The organism is Microcoleus sp. M2_D5, from assembly GCF_036701935.1.
In the GTDB taxonomy this organism is placed as follows: Bacteria; Cyanobacteriota; Cyanobacteriia; order Cyanobacteriales; family Microcoleaceae; genus Microcoleus.
On record NZ_JAUBRP010000052.1, the window covers coordinates 1 to 16,627 of the forward strand.

Annotated in this window: 10 protein-coding genes; 6 read left to right on the forward strand and 4 right to left on the reverse strand. The window is 48.0% G+C overall.

Translation table 11 applies throughout. From position 1 onward, the window contains the following. Positions 1-56 precede the first annotated feature (56 nt). Complete coding sequence (locus QUA50_RS20205) at positions 57-1,058, reverse strand: RNA-guided endonuclease TnpB family protein (protein ID WP_333266262.1); 1,002 nt, start codon at positions 1,056-1,058, stop codon at positions 57-59. Between the two features lie 407 nt (positions 1,059-1,465). On the opposite strand from QUA50_RS20205, the gene QUA50_RS20210 reads away from it, so the two are divergent. The 4 genes from QUA50_RS20210 to QUA50_RS20225 all read left to right on the forward strand — a co-directional run bounded on the left by QUA50_RS20210 (position 1,466) and on the right by QUA50_RS20225 (position 4,733). After that, the gene (locus QUA50_RS20210) at positions 1,466-1,927 is read left to right on the forward strand and encodes a CBS domain-containing protein (RefSeq protein ID WP_333298826.1); all 462 of its coding nucleotides are present in this window, start codon (positions 1,466-1,468) and stop codon (positions 1,925-1,927) included. A 145-nt stretch (positions 1,928-2,072) separates the two neighbouring features. Continuing rightward, a complete protein-coding gene (nblB, locus tag QUA50_RS20215; RefSeq protein ID WP_333266266.1) occupies positions 2,073-2,747 on the forward strand; it encodes a phycobilisome degradation protein NblB in 675 nt (224 codons plus the stop codon). A 432-nt stretch (positions 2,748-3,179) separates the two neighbouring features. Further along, positions 3,180-3,353 (forward strand): hypothetical protein, encoded by a 174-nt coding sequence (locus tag QUA50_RS20220; protein ID WP_333266268.1) that lies wholly within the window; start codon positions 3,180-3,182, stop codon positions 3,351-3,353. 75 nt (positions 3,354-3,428) lie between these two features. Further along, complete coding sequence (locus QUA50_RS20225; RefSeq protein WP_333266270.1) at positions 3,429-4,733, forward strand: CAP domain-containing protein; 1,305 nt, start codon at positions 3,429-3,431, stop codon at positions 4,731-4,733. Positions 4,734-5,087: 354 nt separating this feature from the next. On the opposite strand, the gene QUA50_RS20230 is transcribed toward QUA50_RS20225, so the two are convergent. Beyond that, positions 5,088-6,728 carry a bifunctional diguanylate cyclase/phosphodiesterase gene (locus QUA50_RS20230; protein ID WP_333266272.1) on the reverse strand — a complete coding sequence of 547 codons (1,641 nt, stop codon included), beginning with the start codon at positions 6,726-6,728 and terminating at the stop codon, positions 5,088-5,090. Between the two features lie 440 nt (positions 6,729-7,168). Here QUA50_RS20230 and QUA50_RS20235 point away from each other — a divergent pair, with 440 nt between their 5' ends. After that, the gene (locus QUA50_RS20235) at positions 7,169-7,699 is read left to right on the forward strand and encodes an adenylate kinase (protein WP_333266274.1); all 531 of its coding nucleotides are present in this window, start codon (positions 7,169-7,171) and stop codon (positions 7,697-7,699) included. A gap of 297 nt (positions 7,700-7,996) precedes the next feature. Here QUA50_RS20235 and murQ read toward each other — a convergent pair whose 3' ends face one another. Beyond that, the gene (gene murQ, locus QUA50_RS20240) at positions 7,997-8,911 is read right to left on the reverse strand and encodes an N-acetylmuramic acid 6-phosphate etherase (RefSeq protein ID WP_333266276.1); all 915 of its coding nucleotides are present in this window, start codon (positions 8,909-8,911) and stop codon (positions 7,997-7,999) included. A gap of 237 nt (positions 8,912-9,148) precedes the next feature. Continuing rightward, positions 9,149-9,523, reverse strand: a complete 375-nt coding sequence (locus tag QUA50_RS20245; RefSeq protein ID WP_333266278.1) for a DUF3110 domain-containing protein — start codon at positions 9,521-9,523, stop codon at positions 9,149-9,151. Between the two features lie 426 nt (positions 9,524-9,949). Between QUA50_RS20245 and QUA50_RS20250 the strand changes: the two genes are divergently transcribed. Next, entirely contained in the window at positions 9,950-16,612 is a 6,663-nt protein-coding gene (locus QUA50_RS20250; protein ID WP_333266280.1) for a translocation/assembly module TamB domain-containing protein, read from the forward strand. Positions 16,613-16,627: the final 15 nt, after the last annotated feature.

Here is a 16,627-nt window from a genome sequence, read left to right on the forward strand (position 1 = left end):
CAACAAACTACATTGAAATTTAGTCGGATTTAACTGTAGCATATTTTGGGTTCCAGTTAAGATGCGTTTACCCTGCAGCGGTAACCACAATCCGAACAAACTTGGCTGGTTGGTTCCCATCTGCTGATGACAACAAACTCACGTCCAACTTTCTCCGACTTAGACTCACACATTGTTCTGAATTCCCGCCATCCAGCGGAGCAGATTGCTCTGGATAATTTGCGGTTCTTCAGGAGTCCGGAGACGTTTAAATCTTCTAGGGCGATAACTTGGTTCTCGTTTATCACCTTAGTCGATAGTTTATGCAGAAAGTCCTTGCGGATATCTCGCAGTTTTGCTTTGAGTTTCGCCACCTTCAATCGCATCCGTTCACGCCGCTTTGATGTTTTAGAGCGTCGTGATAACTTGCGTTGAGAGCGTCGAATTTTACGGTCTAACTTTGAGTAGCTGGGGCTTGCCACTCGCTCTCCCGTGCTGAGCGCCGCAAAAATTTTTATGCCCAAATCAATACCCACTGCTGGGTTAGAAGCTAGCTTGGTTTCGGGCTGCACCTCAACAACAAAACTAAGGAAGTAGCGCCCTGCGGTGTCTTTAATAACGGTGACTGAACTTGGTTCAGACGGCAGAGGTCGCGACCATTTAGTCTTAATACACCCAATTTTGGCTAAGAAAACCTTGGCAGCTTTGATGCTAAATCCCCCTTTTCGGAAACGGGCTGACTGTCTGTTTGTCCGCTGCTTAAATTTAGGGGGATTAACCTTTTTGCCTTTTCTTTTTCCCTTAATAGATGCGAAAAAGTTGTTCCAAGCTACACCTAAATCAGCAATAGATTGCTGTAATGGGATATTAGAAACCTCGCTCAACCACTCACGCTCTTGGGTCTTTTTGGCTTGAGTAATGCATATTTTTTGCAAATCTCCATTGCTAGGTAGTTTCTCCGATTTCTTACACAGTGCCAGAGCGTCGTTCCATACGACTCTCACACAACCAAAGAGCCTTGCCAGGTCTTTGCGTTGTTGCTCGGATGGATAAATTCGGTACTGGTAGCGTGATTTCATGCTAGTATTGTACACCATATATCCGTACAAACTCATGAAAAAACGATTAGATTTTAGGCTCGAAGACTTTGAATTAGAGATACTTGAAAAATATTGTGTGGCGGTTGGCAGAACTAAGTCTGATGTTCTTAGAGAGTTAATTAGGAATTTGAAAACCAAGAAAAAGCCGTCCTAGAAGGACGGGGCTTGAATCCCATTAATTTTGGTCAGACCGATCGCTCGCCGGAGTCCGGCAAAGGGCAGAATTTTATAGTGCGATCGAAAAAAACAGCAAAATTCTGGCATTCAAGCTTTTTCCTTCCTTCTACTTTCTAACGAATCCCTTCAGCAGAGCTGCCTTTCTTCAGTCTGTGCCGCCCTTTCCCTATATGATCGATTTAGAGAAACAACTCAATCAACCGCTAATCATGCCAAAAACAGTAGCCGATGTAATGAGCCGGGAGCCGATTTTGGCGCGACCCGAAATGCCCTTGAACGAAGCGATTAAAATTTTAGCCGATCGACGCATTAGCGGTCTTCCCGTCGTTGATGAGAATGGCTTGCTGGTAGGAGTCATCTCCGAAACCGACTTGATGTGGCGGGAAACCGGCGTAACTCCGCCCGCTTATATCATGGTGCTCGACAGCGTGATTTATTTGGAAAATCCATCTCGTTACGAGCGAGAACTCCACAAAGCTTTAGGACAAACAGTAGGAGAAGCGATGAGTACAGAGCCAGTTACCATCGGGCCCGACAAATCTCTCCAAGAAGCTGCCAAACTGATGCACGATCGCAGCATCCACCGATTGCCGGTGGTCGATTCGGCAGGCAAAGTAATCGGCATCCTCACTAGGGGAGATATTATCCGATCGATGGCTGCGGAGTCTTAAATTAGCTGTTGCAGTTCCAGGACTGTATCAGAAAATGAGTCGTGAAGCGAAGCTATCCCGTAGGGAATCGCTCCTTAAATCTCGCTCGCTTTTGGCAATTACCAATTACCAAATCTAAAATCTAAAATCTAAAATCTAAAATCGAATGAGCATTACCCCTGAGTCTGTCGAACAATTGCTGAATTCCGAGGATTTTGGCGAAAGACTGCGAGCCGTCAACCAACTGCGGCAACTAGAACCCGATATCGCCTATAAACTAATTCAAATTGCGATCGGCGACAAAAACGTCCGGGTTCGCTACGCAGCAGTCAGCCAGATATCAACCCTGGGCACGCAGAATCTGCCGAACGCTTTAGAGGTACTGCGAAACAGCCTGAACAACGACCCCGAACCCGACGTGCAAGCAGCCGCCGCCGATGCTTTGGGCGCATTGAAATTAACCGATGCTTTAGAAGATTTGCAGCAAGTTTATAGCAGTACCTCTGAATGGCTGGTGCAACTGAGCATCGTCGCAGCTTTGGGAGAAATGGGAGATCCAAAAGCCTTTCCGATGTTAGAAAATGCCCTGACTTCTGAAAACGAATTGATCCAAACCATTGCCATCAGCGCATTAGGTGAATTGGGAGATAAACGCGCGCTGCAGCTGCTGCTTCCCTACGCTTCCAATGCTGATTGGCAGATCCGTTACAGAGTAGCTCAAGCTTTGGGACGGTTGGGCGGTAAAGAAGCAGAGGCGGCTTTGGAAATTCTCGCCAAAGATGAGGTTGAGCAAGTTGCTCGGGAGGCTAAAGTCGGACAAGAAAATAGTGTGAAATCTTGAGATTGCTTTGGCGATCGCGAACAAGCCTGCCCGGTTGTGAATTTTGAATTAATTTAGAATTTTTTCTGATGATTCTACTAAAAACTCTGTTCGCGATCGCACACATATTTCAGAAACCCGGTTTCTTCTCACATCTTGCACCATTCTCAAGAACAGGCTTTCCGGCCTGTTCCACAAAGAGTGAATTTTTTTCTTGTGGAACAGGCATCTTGCGTGAATTTTTTTCTTGTGGAACAGGCCGGAAAGCCTGTTCCTAAACAAGTAATTGAGAATCGTGCAACATCTCGGTTTCTTCCTATATTTGTCGTTCCTCTCTGCAAAACTCGTAGAAACCGGGTTTCTAGCCGCCAGCCAGCAGGCTGGGTGCGCCGCATAAACCAGACTAATCAGGAAAAATCTAAAATCTAAAATCTAAAATCTAAAATTGTATTGATGTCACGGGCGATCGCGAATTTCCTGAAAACTCTCCTCAAAGTCGATCGCACTTTTCCCTGTCCCAACCAGAGCCCGTATCTTGACATCCGCACTTTGAGAACAGCTATAATCAAAATAGATAAAGCAGCGGCCGGAATTAATACAATTATTGAATTGTACCCAGCCAGCTAGCGATCGGGGAAAAAATCGTTAAGAGGGTAAGTCATCTACCAGCAAAAACAACTCTTAAAACTCTTGATCGTCCCCATGCTTGAACAACTACCCAATTCCGGTTATCAGTCCTCGGACATTTTAACAGGAGAGCGATCGGTCTCTCAAGTCGCACCAACCGCAACGAATCAAAACTTTATTAATAGAGTTTTAGAACTTACCAACATTGAACGCGGCAAATTGAGTTTGTCCCCGCTAACCTTAAATACTCAGTTACTAAATGCGGCGGAAAATCACAGCCAAAACATGGCACTGCAAGACTTCTTTTCGCATACCGGAAAAGATGGTTCGTCATTCACCAGTCGCATTACTGCAACGGGCTATAAGTTCTCAGCGGCTGCAGAAAATATTGCTGCGGGTTCTTCTACACCCGAACAAGTTGTATCCTCTTGGATGAACAGCAGCGGCCACCGGGCTAACATTCTCAACCCGAATCTCAAAGAAATTGGGATTGGTTACTATTTCTTAGCCGACGATACTGGCACAGAAAATTTCAATCACTATTGGACGCAAGTTTTTGCGACTTCTCTTGACGGTAGTGTCAATCCCGCACCGACTCCCACACCAACTCCCACACCAACTCCCACGCCTACTCCCACACCAACTCCCAACACATTGGTATCGATTACTTCGCCAATACCCAATGCTACAGGGGACGGTAGCCCGACACAATCACCCAAAAATACAGCCAGCGACGGCAATTATTTCCTATCAGATAGTGCCGACAGTCAAATACCGACAAATGCTGCGGGATTGCCAATTTTTGCCCTTTCCGGCAAAGATAATATCACGGGGGGAGAAGGTGCTGATAGCATTAATGGAATGCAAGGTGCGGATACACTTAATGGCGCAGGCGGCAATGACAGCTTATCCGGCGGCAAAGAATCCGATTCAATTGATGGCGGTGTTGGCAATGATTTTATCAGCGGCAATAACGAGAACGATCGACTAATCGGATCTGACGGTAACGATACTATTCGCGGCGGCAAAGAAGATGATGTCTTGATTGGCGGTAACGGATCTGATTTGTTGGCGGGCGATCGCGGGCAAGATATTCTGATCGGCGGCGCTGGAAATGATACGTTTATTCTGGCGGGAGGTTTGTCTGCTTCGGCTAGTTTAATTGGTGCTGATGTAATTGTCGATTTTGGGGCTGGGGATAAAATTGGTTTGACTGACGGTATCGGGTTTGCAAACTTGACTTTTGAAGCTGTGAGTTTGCAGTTGGATGGAGGCGCAAGTGTCGCTTCTTGGGCGATTAAGTCTGGCAGTAATTATTTGGGAATCGTGCAGGGTGTCAGTCAAAGTCAGCTTACATCTTCTGTTTTTGTCAACGCCTAAAAAACAGCATAAGCTGTTACGCATTTAAACGACTAACAAACCGGGTAAGGTGCGCCATTCGCGAACACGCTCCGCGCTTATGCGGGAAACGCTTGTACGCTCCGCACCCTACAATCGTCCTTTAAATGTCGAACAGCTTAGCCAGATTCCCGACTTATTGGAGAAGTCAGGAATCTAAAAACGAGAGCGCTTTACGTTTAACTTTGAGAGTACAATCCGGGCGGCTGTTTTGAGAGATTGGTTGTTATACAGTCCTGGACGGAAAAACACGGCGTTACGATCGCCCTCAAGTCAACCGCAGGCACGGGTACTGAGTTTTACGATCGCACTGCCAGTGAAAGCCAATGGTGCAGCTTAAAAGTGGGTGGCAAGAGCGATAGGTGCTGCATCAGACTGAAACGACTTGTTTAGCAGTGTGGCGATCGTGTCAGCGTTAGCAGGCCGACTGAAGTAAAACCCTTGACCTTCATGGCAGCCTCGCGCTTGCAGGTAGTCACGCTGCTCCTTGGTTTCAATGCCTTCTGCGGTGATCGTTAACCGCAGACTTTTTGCCAGAGCAATGATGGCATCAGTAATGGTGGCGCTGTCCGGGTTAGACAGTACATCGTTGACAAACGATCGATCGATCTTGAGCATATTAACCGGAAACCGTTGCAGGTAGTTGAGGGAAGAATAACCCGTGCCAAAGTCGTCTAGGGCGAGAGACACGCCAAGTTCTCGCAGTTGCATCAAGATTTTGACCGATCGCTCAATGTCAGTCATCAAGGCAGTTTCAGTCACTTCCAGTTCTAAATACGCAGCTTCGAGTTCCGTCTCGGCCAAAATTTGGCGAACCATATCAACCAGATTCGCCTGCTCAAATTGTCGAGCCGACAAATTCACCGAAATCCGCAGCGCTGGCAGCCCAGCCAGTTGCCAGCTACGGGTTTGAGCGCAAGCCGTTCGCAAGATCCATTCACCAATGGGCACGATCTCGCCATTGGCTTCGGCGATCGGAATAAATTTTGCCGGAGAGACCAAACCCTCTGTAGGATGCTGCCAGCGAACCAGCGCCTCCGTTGCTGTCACCTTTCCGCTGTCGAGGTCGATCAGCGGTTGATAGTAAACCAGTAGTTCGTTACGCTCCAGCGCGGAGCGCAGGCTATTTTCTAGGGCCAGTCGCTCCTGTAACTGAACGTTCATTTCGGGTGAATAAAACTGATAGTGACTGCGCCCTTGCTGGTTTTCCTGATGAAGTGCGAACTGAGCTTGCTGGAGAAGTTGCTCTGCTGAATTGGTATTTTCTAAATGCTTCAATGTAATGCCAAGACTGGCGGTGATGTGGATCTGGTTGCCCTCTACAGAGAAAGGTTTTGCCAGCGTACTCAGCAGCAGTTGGGATAGCTTGACCACACTCTCCAGCGAGGGGAGTTCGCGGAGAGCGATCGCAAACTCACCGTCGCCCAAACGCGCCAAGACATCTGACCGATCCATGCAGTTTACCACCCGTTGGGAAACGGCTCTAATTAGTAAGTCCCATATCCCAGGCTCCAACGCATGGCGCATCCCCGTGAAATCGTCGATACCCAATACCAACACTGCGACTAGGGGTGAGTGATCTTGAGATCGGGTTTGATTCAGGCGATCGCAGAATAAGTCACGATTGGGCAATCCAGTCACTTCATCGTAGTGGGTAATGTAATGAATCAATTCATCTAGTTTGTAAAGCGTTTGTGAGGAATTTGCCATCAGCGTACCGACTTCATCATCAAACTCTGTGGGTAAATTCGGCAATGTTCTTGTATCGAGGTAGTTTTGTAGAGCCTCCGAGGTTAAGATTACCGGAACCAGGAGGTAGCGTAGCGTAGAAAGCGTTGCTCCTGTTCCCGCTAATGTCGCCAGCAGAGCAATCAGCAGAACCCGGACTGATGTCTCTACAGAGTAAGCGTTTGAGGTAAGAAACCAGACCATTAAGGTTAGCAAAGGAACGTGCGTGCCTAAAAATGCAACCACCATAATTTTGGCAGTGTAGCTTTTTTTCAGCCAGGGGAGATGGCCCAGGAATGAGTATAGGTTAAGGTTAGGCTTTGGTTGCATAGGACTCGGTTTTAGAATTTAAACTGGGTCAAGTATCCAGCAGTCTGGTACTAGGTGCGTTGGCTTCAGAAACGGCTTTTTTAACTAAGGAGCGATCGCCTTAGATTTGACCGATATTTTACAAATCGATCGACAATACCGAGCCGAGGTCGCTTGTGTGATAAAATATCCAAGCGACCGCACAACAACAAATATATATACTGACCCTAATCGCCTTTTTCAAAAACGTCAGTGATCCGCGCCACAAATCACCAAATTTAATTTTTTGAAAGCTACAAATTAGATCCACCTTCAGCTTTTAGTCTGCTACTGATAACTAATGACTAATGACTAATAACTAAATTACTAAAAGGGTAACTATGAAAAAAGTAGCCGTGTTTGGCAATACTGGAGGCGGTAAATCAACTCTCAGCAAGAGATTATCGGAAATCACTGGTTTGCCACTTTACATCTTGGATAAGATTCAATATCAATCAGGGGGTGCTGAGGTTCCCTATGAAGAATATAAGCGTACCCACGATCACATTTTAGCTACTGACCGATGGATTATTGACGGGTTTGGTTGCATGGAAACCCTCTGGCCGCGACTCAACGAGGCGGATAGTCTGGTTTTTGTCGATTTACCGCTATACGTGCATTTCTGGTGGGTGACTAAACGGCTGATTTCAGGTAGCTTTATACCCCCAGAAGGCTGGCCTGAAAACAGTCCGATATTGAAGAGTTCAATTAATAGTTACCGCGTTCTTTGGTTGTGTCACAAGTATATGACTCCCAGATATCGCGAGTATGTCGATCGCGCTCAAAATACCAAAAGTGTTTATCACATCAGATCCACTGAAGAGATTTCACAATTTTTTGAATCGATAGCGCAAATGACAGTTGACAACTGAATGGGGAATGGGGAATGGGAATGGGGAATGGGGAATGGGGCATCATCGCCGAAAGGCATTGTGCTAACAAATCACCACTGACTGATGACTAATGACTAATGACTAACCCTCTTGAGTCACTTTCGGTAGAGATTATTATCCTACTCCTATTCTAATTAAAGTAGGGTGCGTCGCCGCCAGAATTCTGATTATTTACGACTATCAATGAGCGACGCACCATACCGCTATACTCTCGCCCGAAGTGACAAAAGAGAGCTAATGACTAATGACTAATGACTAATGACTAATGACTAATGACTAATGACTAATTGATGCTACAGCCGATCGCAAATTTCCTTGAAACTCGCCCAAAATTCGATCGCACTCTTCCTTCTCCAAATTAGTCCAGTGCATCATCAAAGCTAATTTAACCGACTTCCCGCTTTTTTCCAGCAAAAAACCCGCCTCATCCCGGTTCAAATCAGTCAAATCCTGCAACATCCGCACAGCCCGATCGCGCAATTTCTTATTAGTAACCGCCACATCAACCATCCGATTGCCGTAAACCTTCCCCAGCTTCACCATTACCCCAGTTGAAAGGATATTCAAAGCCATTTTTGTGACTGTACCCGCTTTCAAGCGCGTCGAACCCGCCACTACCTCCGGGCCAACCAACAACCGAATATCAACATCAGCCTCAAAACTCACTTGTTCGACAGGTACGCAGGCCATAAACACAGTCTTCGCCCCCCGCTGCCGCGCCGCCTGCAAAGCCCCCGCCACAAACGGCGTCGTACCTCCAGCCGTAATCCCGACAACTACATCTAAGTAGGTAATTTGACGGTGGGCGATCGCCTCAGCCCCATCCTCAGCCCGATCCTCCAAATCCTCCGAACTCCGCACCAAAGCCCCCGCACCCCCGGCAATTATGCCCTGTACGAGTTCTGGCGGCGTGCAGAAGGTGGGGGGACACTCGGCGGCATCGAGCACCCCCAAACGCCCGGAAGTACCCGCACCGACGTAAAACAGGCGGCCTCCTAGACGCAGAGACTCGGCTGCAATGTCGATCGCCCGGGCTAAATCTTCGCGGGCGCGGGCGATCGCGCTTAATGTTTGGGCGTCTTCGCGGTTGAACAAGTCCACTAATTCGATCGAACTGAGTTGGTCTAAATTCTCGCTGTTGGTATTCACCTGTTCAGTCAGCAGATGGCCTCGTTCTTCCAAATTCTTCATGTTTGTTTATTAGTCATTAGTCATTGGTCATTAGTCATTGGTCATTAGTCAACAGTCAACAGTCATTAGGTGTACACAATAGGGTACGCATTGCCGGCCCTCTGGTTAGCTGGGTGAAGTCGTGACTCAAAAGCTCGAAATTTGCGCTTGCGGGCGATCGGCTAAATCTACTTCCTTTGAGAGAGGCAATTACCCATTATCCATTACCAACAACTGCTGACTAATGACTAATGGCTATTACAAAAGTCCTTCGAGTCGGCGGCGAATAGAATCCAGTTCGTTTTGGGAAACCTCAGAATCCGCAGCGGAATCGGGTTCGGACTCCGGCTGCCACTGAGTCTGTGTTACATTGTTTTCTGGCGGAATCTCCAGCGCCCCCGCCGGTATCAGTTCCCAATCATAATCAACACTGTTGCAGAACTCCTTAATTTCCTCATCGTCGATCGCCTCGACAGTGGGCTCGGGGAAATCCTGAGCTTCCAACATCACGCCAAAGCGGGTGGCGTCGTCTTCTGACTCAAACATCAGAACTTTATTGCGATCGCCGAGTTGAATGGTATGAATTCCCTCGTTCTCGGTGCGGGCATTGAAGAGTAAGACGAACACTCGCATAAGTTTTAAAGACCTTCTTAACCACCGTTTTTTTATCTTAGGAGCGATCGGGCGATTTTAGATTTTAGATTTTAGATTTTAGATTTTAGATTTTAGATTTGACCCCCGATCTTGCACGCGCGGGGATCGAGAGGATTTAGGGGAGTTGGAGGACTTGGTATTAGGTCTTGTTGCGTGTTTTGATTAAGTTTGGTAAAGGTTCTTGGACTCTGCCCCGCAGTGGGGGGCGTGAATCTTGAAATTCGATCCTGTGCGTTGGCGCAGCCCCCGTAGGGGCGGGCCACGCTAACGCCCGATCGGCACTTCCTACCTCACTTGTGAGTCTACCAAAGGCAGAAGCCACCCAGGCGGATCGCAGAAATTATACCTGTCTAAAATCGGCTGATTCCCTTAATTCCTGAATTCTCTGATTTCTGAGAAACACCCATGACTAACTCGGATGACGACAAAAATCAACTCGCACCCCGCCCCCACCGCCGCTGGTGGCGTCTGCTGCTGCTTAGCGGTACGGGATTGGGCATTATCGCCTTGGTTGGGGTGGCCGTAGCACAGGCGTGGGTGCGGGAAAAGTTAGCTCCTTTGGTGGAAACTGAAGTCAGTCAGTTGCTGGAGCGGCCTGTGCAACTCGGACGTTTGGAGAGATTTTCTCTAACAAGTTTGCGGTTTGGCCGATCGACTTTACCTGCAACTCCTACCGATCCCGATTACGCTTCTACAGAAGCAGTCGAAGTACAATTTTCAATCTTGCCGCTGCTGTTAGACCGCACTCTCAAATTAGATATTACTTTAGTTCAACCCAAGGCTTATATCGAACAGGATGCTCAGGGCCGCTGGGTTAATATTCCAACTAGGGAGAAGAAATCTCCGGGTTTATTTAAAACTGAAGTTGAGGCAATTCGAGCTGAAAATGTCGCTGCAGTTTTGCTACCGAGTCCCGCAGTCGGACAAAAAACTTCGGCTCCGATTTCTGTAAGCTTAAAAAATGGCAGCGCTCTATTTCGCGACCAAAATCAGCGCGTTCTATACGAACTAAACGGTCAGTTTACTAACAGCGATAATTTTATAGTAAAAGCTGATTCTCTCTTACCTGTGGCTCAAACTAACGTGCAGTTGCAAGGTCAAAACTTGCCTTTGCCAGACCTCGCTCGCTTGCTGAAAATTCCCGGAATTTATTTACAAAAAGGTCTGGGTAATGGCAATTTGACCGTGCAACTGCGAGACAATAAAGTATCGGAAATTACCGGAGCAGCTAGTTTTGGAGGAGTGCAAGCGAGTATTTCTCCGCTGAAACAGATAGTACAAAATAGCAGCGGTCAGTTGCGGTTCCAGGGAACTAATTTGATTGTCGATAGTCTGGCGGCTAATTACGGTTTAATTCCGCTGAAAATAGCAGGAACAGTTGCAACTGGAACTAATTTTAATCTCCAACAAGCTAGCTTCAATCTAACCACGAACGTGCAACCAGTCGCTGTTGCAAATGTTGTCAGTGCGGTGGAAACAGAGTTAGGGCAAAAAGTAGTATTACCCGTGGCTGTGGCGGGAGAAGTGAAGGCGGATGCCAAGCTGACTGGAACACTTGCAATGCCAGTGCTGACAGGTACGATCGCCTCGACAAAACCTGCTACAGTCGATCGACTGCAATTCAACAATATTAGCACTAATTTCAAATTGGAACGCGGGAGAATGGCTCAAACCCCAACTCCCAATTCTCAATCTTCTATTCCCCCGTTTTCCTCTTTAGCATTGACTTTGAGCGATATTTTGGTAGTGCCGGCGGCGGGCGGTAAAATTGGCGGGAAAGGTGAAGTCGATCTAGCTTTGGGAAGTGAGAATTCGCGATCTGGTTTGGTGTTTGACTTCCAAGTTGAAAACGTCCCTGCAGATAATCTCGCCCAAATTTACGCTCTCCCGATTCCTGCTACTGTTACACTTGGTACTGTCTCCGCCAACGCTCAAATTTTCGGCCCGTTAGACAACATTCAAGCGAGAGTTCAATGGCAAGCACCGCAAGCAACTTTCCCCGCTGCGGGCGAAATTCGAGCCGCAAGGAATTTGGCGGATTTGCAAAATACAGTTGTGAAGATTGGCGACGCTTCTGTTAACGTGGATGCTGCGCTAAAAGACCGTCAGTGGCAAGCTATCATCGAGGGCAATGGCGTTGCCCTCAACCGTTTGCAGCAAGTCCTGCCGGGGCTTAATTTGCCTCCTGAACGGGTTGGTTTCTTCAGCGGAACCGTTGAAGCTGCGGGAACTCTGGACGATTTGAGTTTAAATGCGATCGCAGCGGCGGGCAAAGGAACGCTGAATATTGCTGACAGTATTGTTGATGTTAATGGCGAACTAGAATCGGGGAACTGGCAAGTTTTTGGCAATACTGAAAAAGTAGCAATCAATCAATTGATTGATATTGGTTTGCCGTTTTTAGCACGGGAAACGACCGCAGATATAGACAATCTAAAATCCAAAATCCAAAATCTAAAATCGCTGGGCGGACAGCTAGCAGGTGAATTTCAAATCGCGGGAAATGTTGACAATTTGACTGCCGGCGGCATCAATATTAACGGCAACGGCAGGCTCAATTTTGCCGATAGCAATGTCAATTTAAATGGAGAAATAGTAGCGGGAAACTGGCAAGCAACAGCAGAAACAGATCGCACTTCCATCAGCCGCTTAGTAGATTTAGGATTGCCGCTGTTAGATGTGGCTTCAGCATTCAATCCCGAAAATCAGCAAGCGGCCAATCTAAAATCCAAAATCCAAAATCTAAAATCGATCGGCGGACTGCTATCGAGTCAATTTACAGCATCGGGAAGTCTTGACAATTTGACTGCTAGCAGCATCAATGCCAGCGGCAGCGGCAGACTCAATCTTGCCGACAGCAATGTTAATTTTAAAGGAGAATTGGCAGCGGGAAATTGGCAAGGAATTGCAGAAACCGATCGCACTTCCATCAGCCGTTTGGTAGATTTAGGATTGCCACTGTTAGATGTTGGCTTGGCTTTCACTGCCGACAATCCCCAAACAGTCGCCAATATCAACAATCTAAAATCCAAAATCCAAAATCTAAAATCGCTAGACGGACAAATATCGAATCAAATTCAAGCCAGCGGCAATCTTGATAATTCAACCGCCGCCGATATTTCTGTCAACAGCAGCGGCAAACTCAATATTGCTGACGGTGCTGTCGCTTTTAGAGGTAAATTAGAAGACAGACGCTGGCAAGCTTTCGCCGATGCCGATCGAGTTATTCTCAGCCGCTTAGAACAAACTGTTCGCAATCTCCAACTGTTTCCGCTGACAGCGACTTTGCCTAAAGGATTTGACGGCAGAGTTAACGGCGAATTCCAAGCAGCGGGCAGTTTGGATAACTTGACAGCCAAGGGAATTAGTGCTAGCGGAGAAGGACGGATTTTGGTCGATCGACTAGGGGCGATCGATACTACGGCAAAATTGGACAACGGCAACTTGCAAGCATTGCTAGAAACAAACGGAATTGCCGTCAGCAATTTAGAACAAACCCTCAAACAAACAGGTTTGCTGACAGCGGATTTACCGCCAGAAATTAACGGAACCCTCGACGGCAAAGTCCGCATTTTAGGAACAGTAGATAATCTAACCGCCAACGGCATCACCGCCAACGGCGACGGACAAATTCGACTCGCCAACGGCGGAGGAATTGTCAATGCTAAAGGCAGCGCCGCATCGGGGAATTGGCGCGCGTCTATCGAGGGCGAGCAAATTGCTCTAAGTCGCTTCCAGCAAGCCTTTGAAGCCCAGCGCCAAAGCTTGCAAGGCCAAGGTTTAGTCTCTGATGTCCCAAATCTCCCCCAGCTTCGAGGACTGTTTAACGGCAATATCAATTTATCCGGCCCGATTGCCGCTTCCCTACAAAATGTTCGCGCCGGCGGCAGTTTCCGCATCTCGGAATTGCCGTTTTTGAAACAACCTTTTGAGACAGTATTTAATTGGGACGGCAAGCGGGTAGAAATTGAGAACGCCACAACTCCGGGTTTGACGGCAAATGGCTTTGTTAACGTCGAAATCGAAGGTAAAGGATTGCCCTCAATTTCCAACTTAGATTTAGATATCAAACTCGCCAACTTTAATCTGGAAGCCTTACCTGCAGAACAACTAGCATTTTTGTCCACCGTGGCGGGCAAAAATTCCTCACAGCAAAACCCACCCCTGCGCGGCAATGTCGATTTTACCGGCAGCCTCACCGGAACCCTCGCCGCCCTCAGCTTGGTTGGCGACGTGGAAGTGCGGAATTTAGCAGTAAATCAAATCGCTTTTGACCCGGTACTGGCGGGGACTGTGAATGCGGATGCGGGGAAAAGTGTAGATTTGCGTTTGGCCGGCGCCAGCGACAAAATTGAAGTAGCTTTAAATCAATCTTTTCTGCCGACATCTTTCTTAATTCAACGCGGGGAATCTGTCGCTAGGGGGCAAACCGAAGGAGAAACTTTGCGAGTTAATTTAAGCGATTTTCCCCTCGCTGCTTTGAATCTATCACCGGGTAAAGATGCTGGTTTGGGGCCGATTACCGGTACGGTTTCGGGACAAGTCAACGTGCCCGGTTGGAAGCTGCCGTTAAATCCGGCGACTTTGCAAGCAACCGGACAAATTGCGATCGCCCAACCGGCGATCGGCTACATTAAAGGTGACAGTTTCCAAGCCGAATTCAGCTACGCTAACGGCAGCGCCACTCTCACCAACGGCATATTACGTCAAGGCAGCGGTCAATACTTAATTTCCGGCAATGTTCAAACAGGCGCTAACCCGAAATTTGCCGGGAAAGTTAACGTACAGCAGGGCAATTTGCAGCAGGTTTTAGCAGCTTTGCAATATTTCAATTTAGGCGACTTAGCTAGAGGCCTAAAACCTCCCGTTTACGGTGACAGCGGCGACGTGCAAACTGTGGCAGTCGGAGAACCAGAAGCCCCGCTAATCGAACAGTTGCGCCGTTTGGCAGAAATTGAAATACTTTTGCAGCAGCAACAAGCAGTGGAAGCATCAGAAACATTGCCTCCCTTATCTCAATTGCAAGGCACTTTTGGTGCGGAAATTGCTGTCGCCGGTTCTTTGCAGACGGGTGTACAAGCTCAATTTAACGTGAAAGGCGATAATTGGCAGTGGGGAGAATATGTCGCCGAAAAGTTCAGCATTGAAGGCAGTTTTCAGGACGGAATCTTAACTGTTTTGCCTCTGGAAATTCGATCTGGCAAAAGTGCGATCGGCTTTTCGGGACAACTCGGACAAAAAGCTCAATCCGGGCAGTTGCGGGTAGAAAATGTACCCGTCGAAGAGTTGGCAAAACTGGTGGAATTGCCTTTTGTGGATGTCACCGGAAATTTGAATTTGCGGGCGAACTTGGCCGGCAGTTTGGAAAACCCGCAAGCCACCGGGGAATTGAGTTTGCTTGACGGTACGCTAAACGGAGAACCGATTAAACAAGCCGACGGCAGTTTCAGTTACAGCAACGCCCGCCTGAATTTTGGCGGCAGCGCTTTGGTAACTCAAACCGAACCGATTGAGGTAGCCGGAAGTTTGCCTTTTGAGTTGCCGTTTGCCGCCGTGAAAGCCGACAGCAATCAAATTGATGTAAGGGCGAATTTGCAAAATGAAGGTTTGGCAATTATTAATGTATTGACTCCCCAAGTTGCCTGGGTCAGCGGTCAGGGACAGGTGCAAATTCGCGTGGGAGGAACGCTGGAAGACCCTGTAGCGCAAGGAATTGCGAATTTTGAAAATGCAACCGTCCGCGCGCAAGCCTTCCCAGAACCGCTGACAGGGCTAACTGGGACGGTGCGCTTTGAGGGCGATCGTATTCGGGTAGAAGGAATTCGGGGACAGTTGAGTCAGGGAGAAGTGGTCGCCGCTGGCGTGATTCCGCTGTCTGTGCCCTTAGCGGAGGGCGATGTCGATGCGGATAATCCTTTGGCTGTAAATTTAGACAAGTTGGCAGTGAATCTCAGAGGATTGTACAGCGGCGGCGTTGTCGGTCAGGTGCAAGCAAGGGGCACGGCTAGGCGCCCGCAGTTGAGCGGTAATATTGAACTGTACAACGGCGAAGTATTTCTGCGGAGTCCCGGCGGCGGCACAACTGAGTTAGCTTCTTCCTCTTCTGCTTCTGATTCTGCTTCTGATTCCACATCTTCTGCTTCCCCTGCGACTGAGGTTTCTGCTTCCCCTACAACTGAGGTTTCTGCTTCTCCTGCGACTCCGACTACCCCTTCCTTTGAAGTTGGATTGAACGATTTGCGGCTGAATTTGGGCCGGGGAATTCGGGTAACAAGTGCGCCGATATTGAGTTTTCAGGCGACTGGGGGTTTGACGGTGAATGGAACTTTAGATGACCTTCGCCCGGAGGGTACGATTCGGTTGACTTCTGGGTCGGTGAATTTGTTTACCACAGAGTTTAGACTCGATCGAGGATACCCCCAGACTGCTACCTTTATACCAACACAAGGACTAGATCCGACGCTGGATGTGAGATTAGCAACTTCGGTTCAGGAAGTAACGCGGTTCCGCACTCCCGGCACATCTGTAGCCTCTGAAATAGCAGACGAACCGACAACTTTCGGCAATGTGCGGAGTGTCAGAATTCAAGCGTTAGTGCAGGGAAGGGCTTCTCAATTGGCCGAAAGTCTGGAGTTGAGGAGTTCTCCGAGTCGATCGGAAATAGAGATTGTAGCGCTATTGGGCGGCAGTTTCGTGCAGACTTTGGGACAGGGAGACAGTACATTGGCGATCGCAAATTTAGCCGGCGCGGGTTTATTGAACAACATTCAATCTGCGATTACTAACGCCACAGGATTGAGCGAATTTCGCTTATTTCCCACTCGAATTAGAGGCAACGAAGCACAAAGTGCTAGTTCCAGTTCTGGTGCGGGTTCTCTCGGTTTAGGTTTAGAAGTTGGGTTTGACATCACGCGCAATATTTCAGCATCAATCATTCGAGTTTTGTCAGCAAATCAACCGACCGAATTTACTGTGCGCTATCGATTGAGCGATAAACTTTTACTCAGAAGTTCCAGTAATTTTCAAGGAGACAACCGCGTCACTGCGGAATATGAATTGAGGTTTTAGGCATCAGCCAACAGC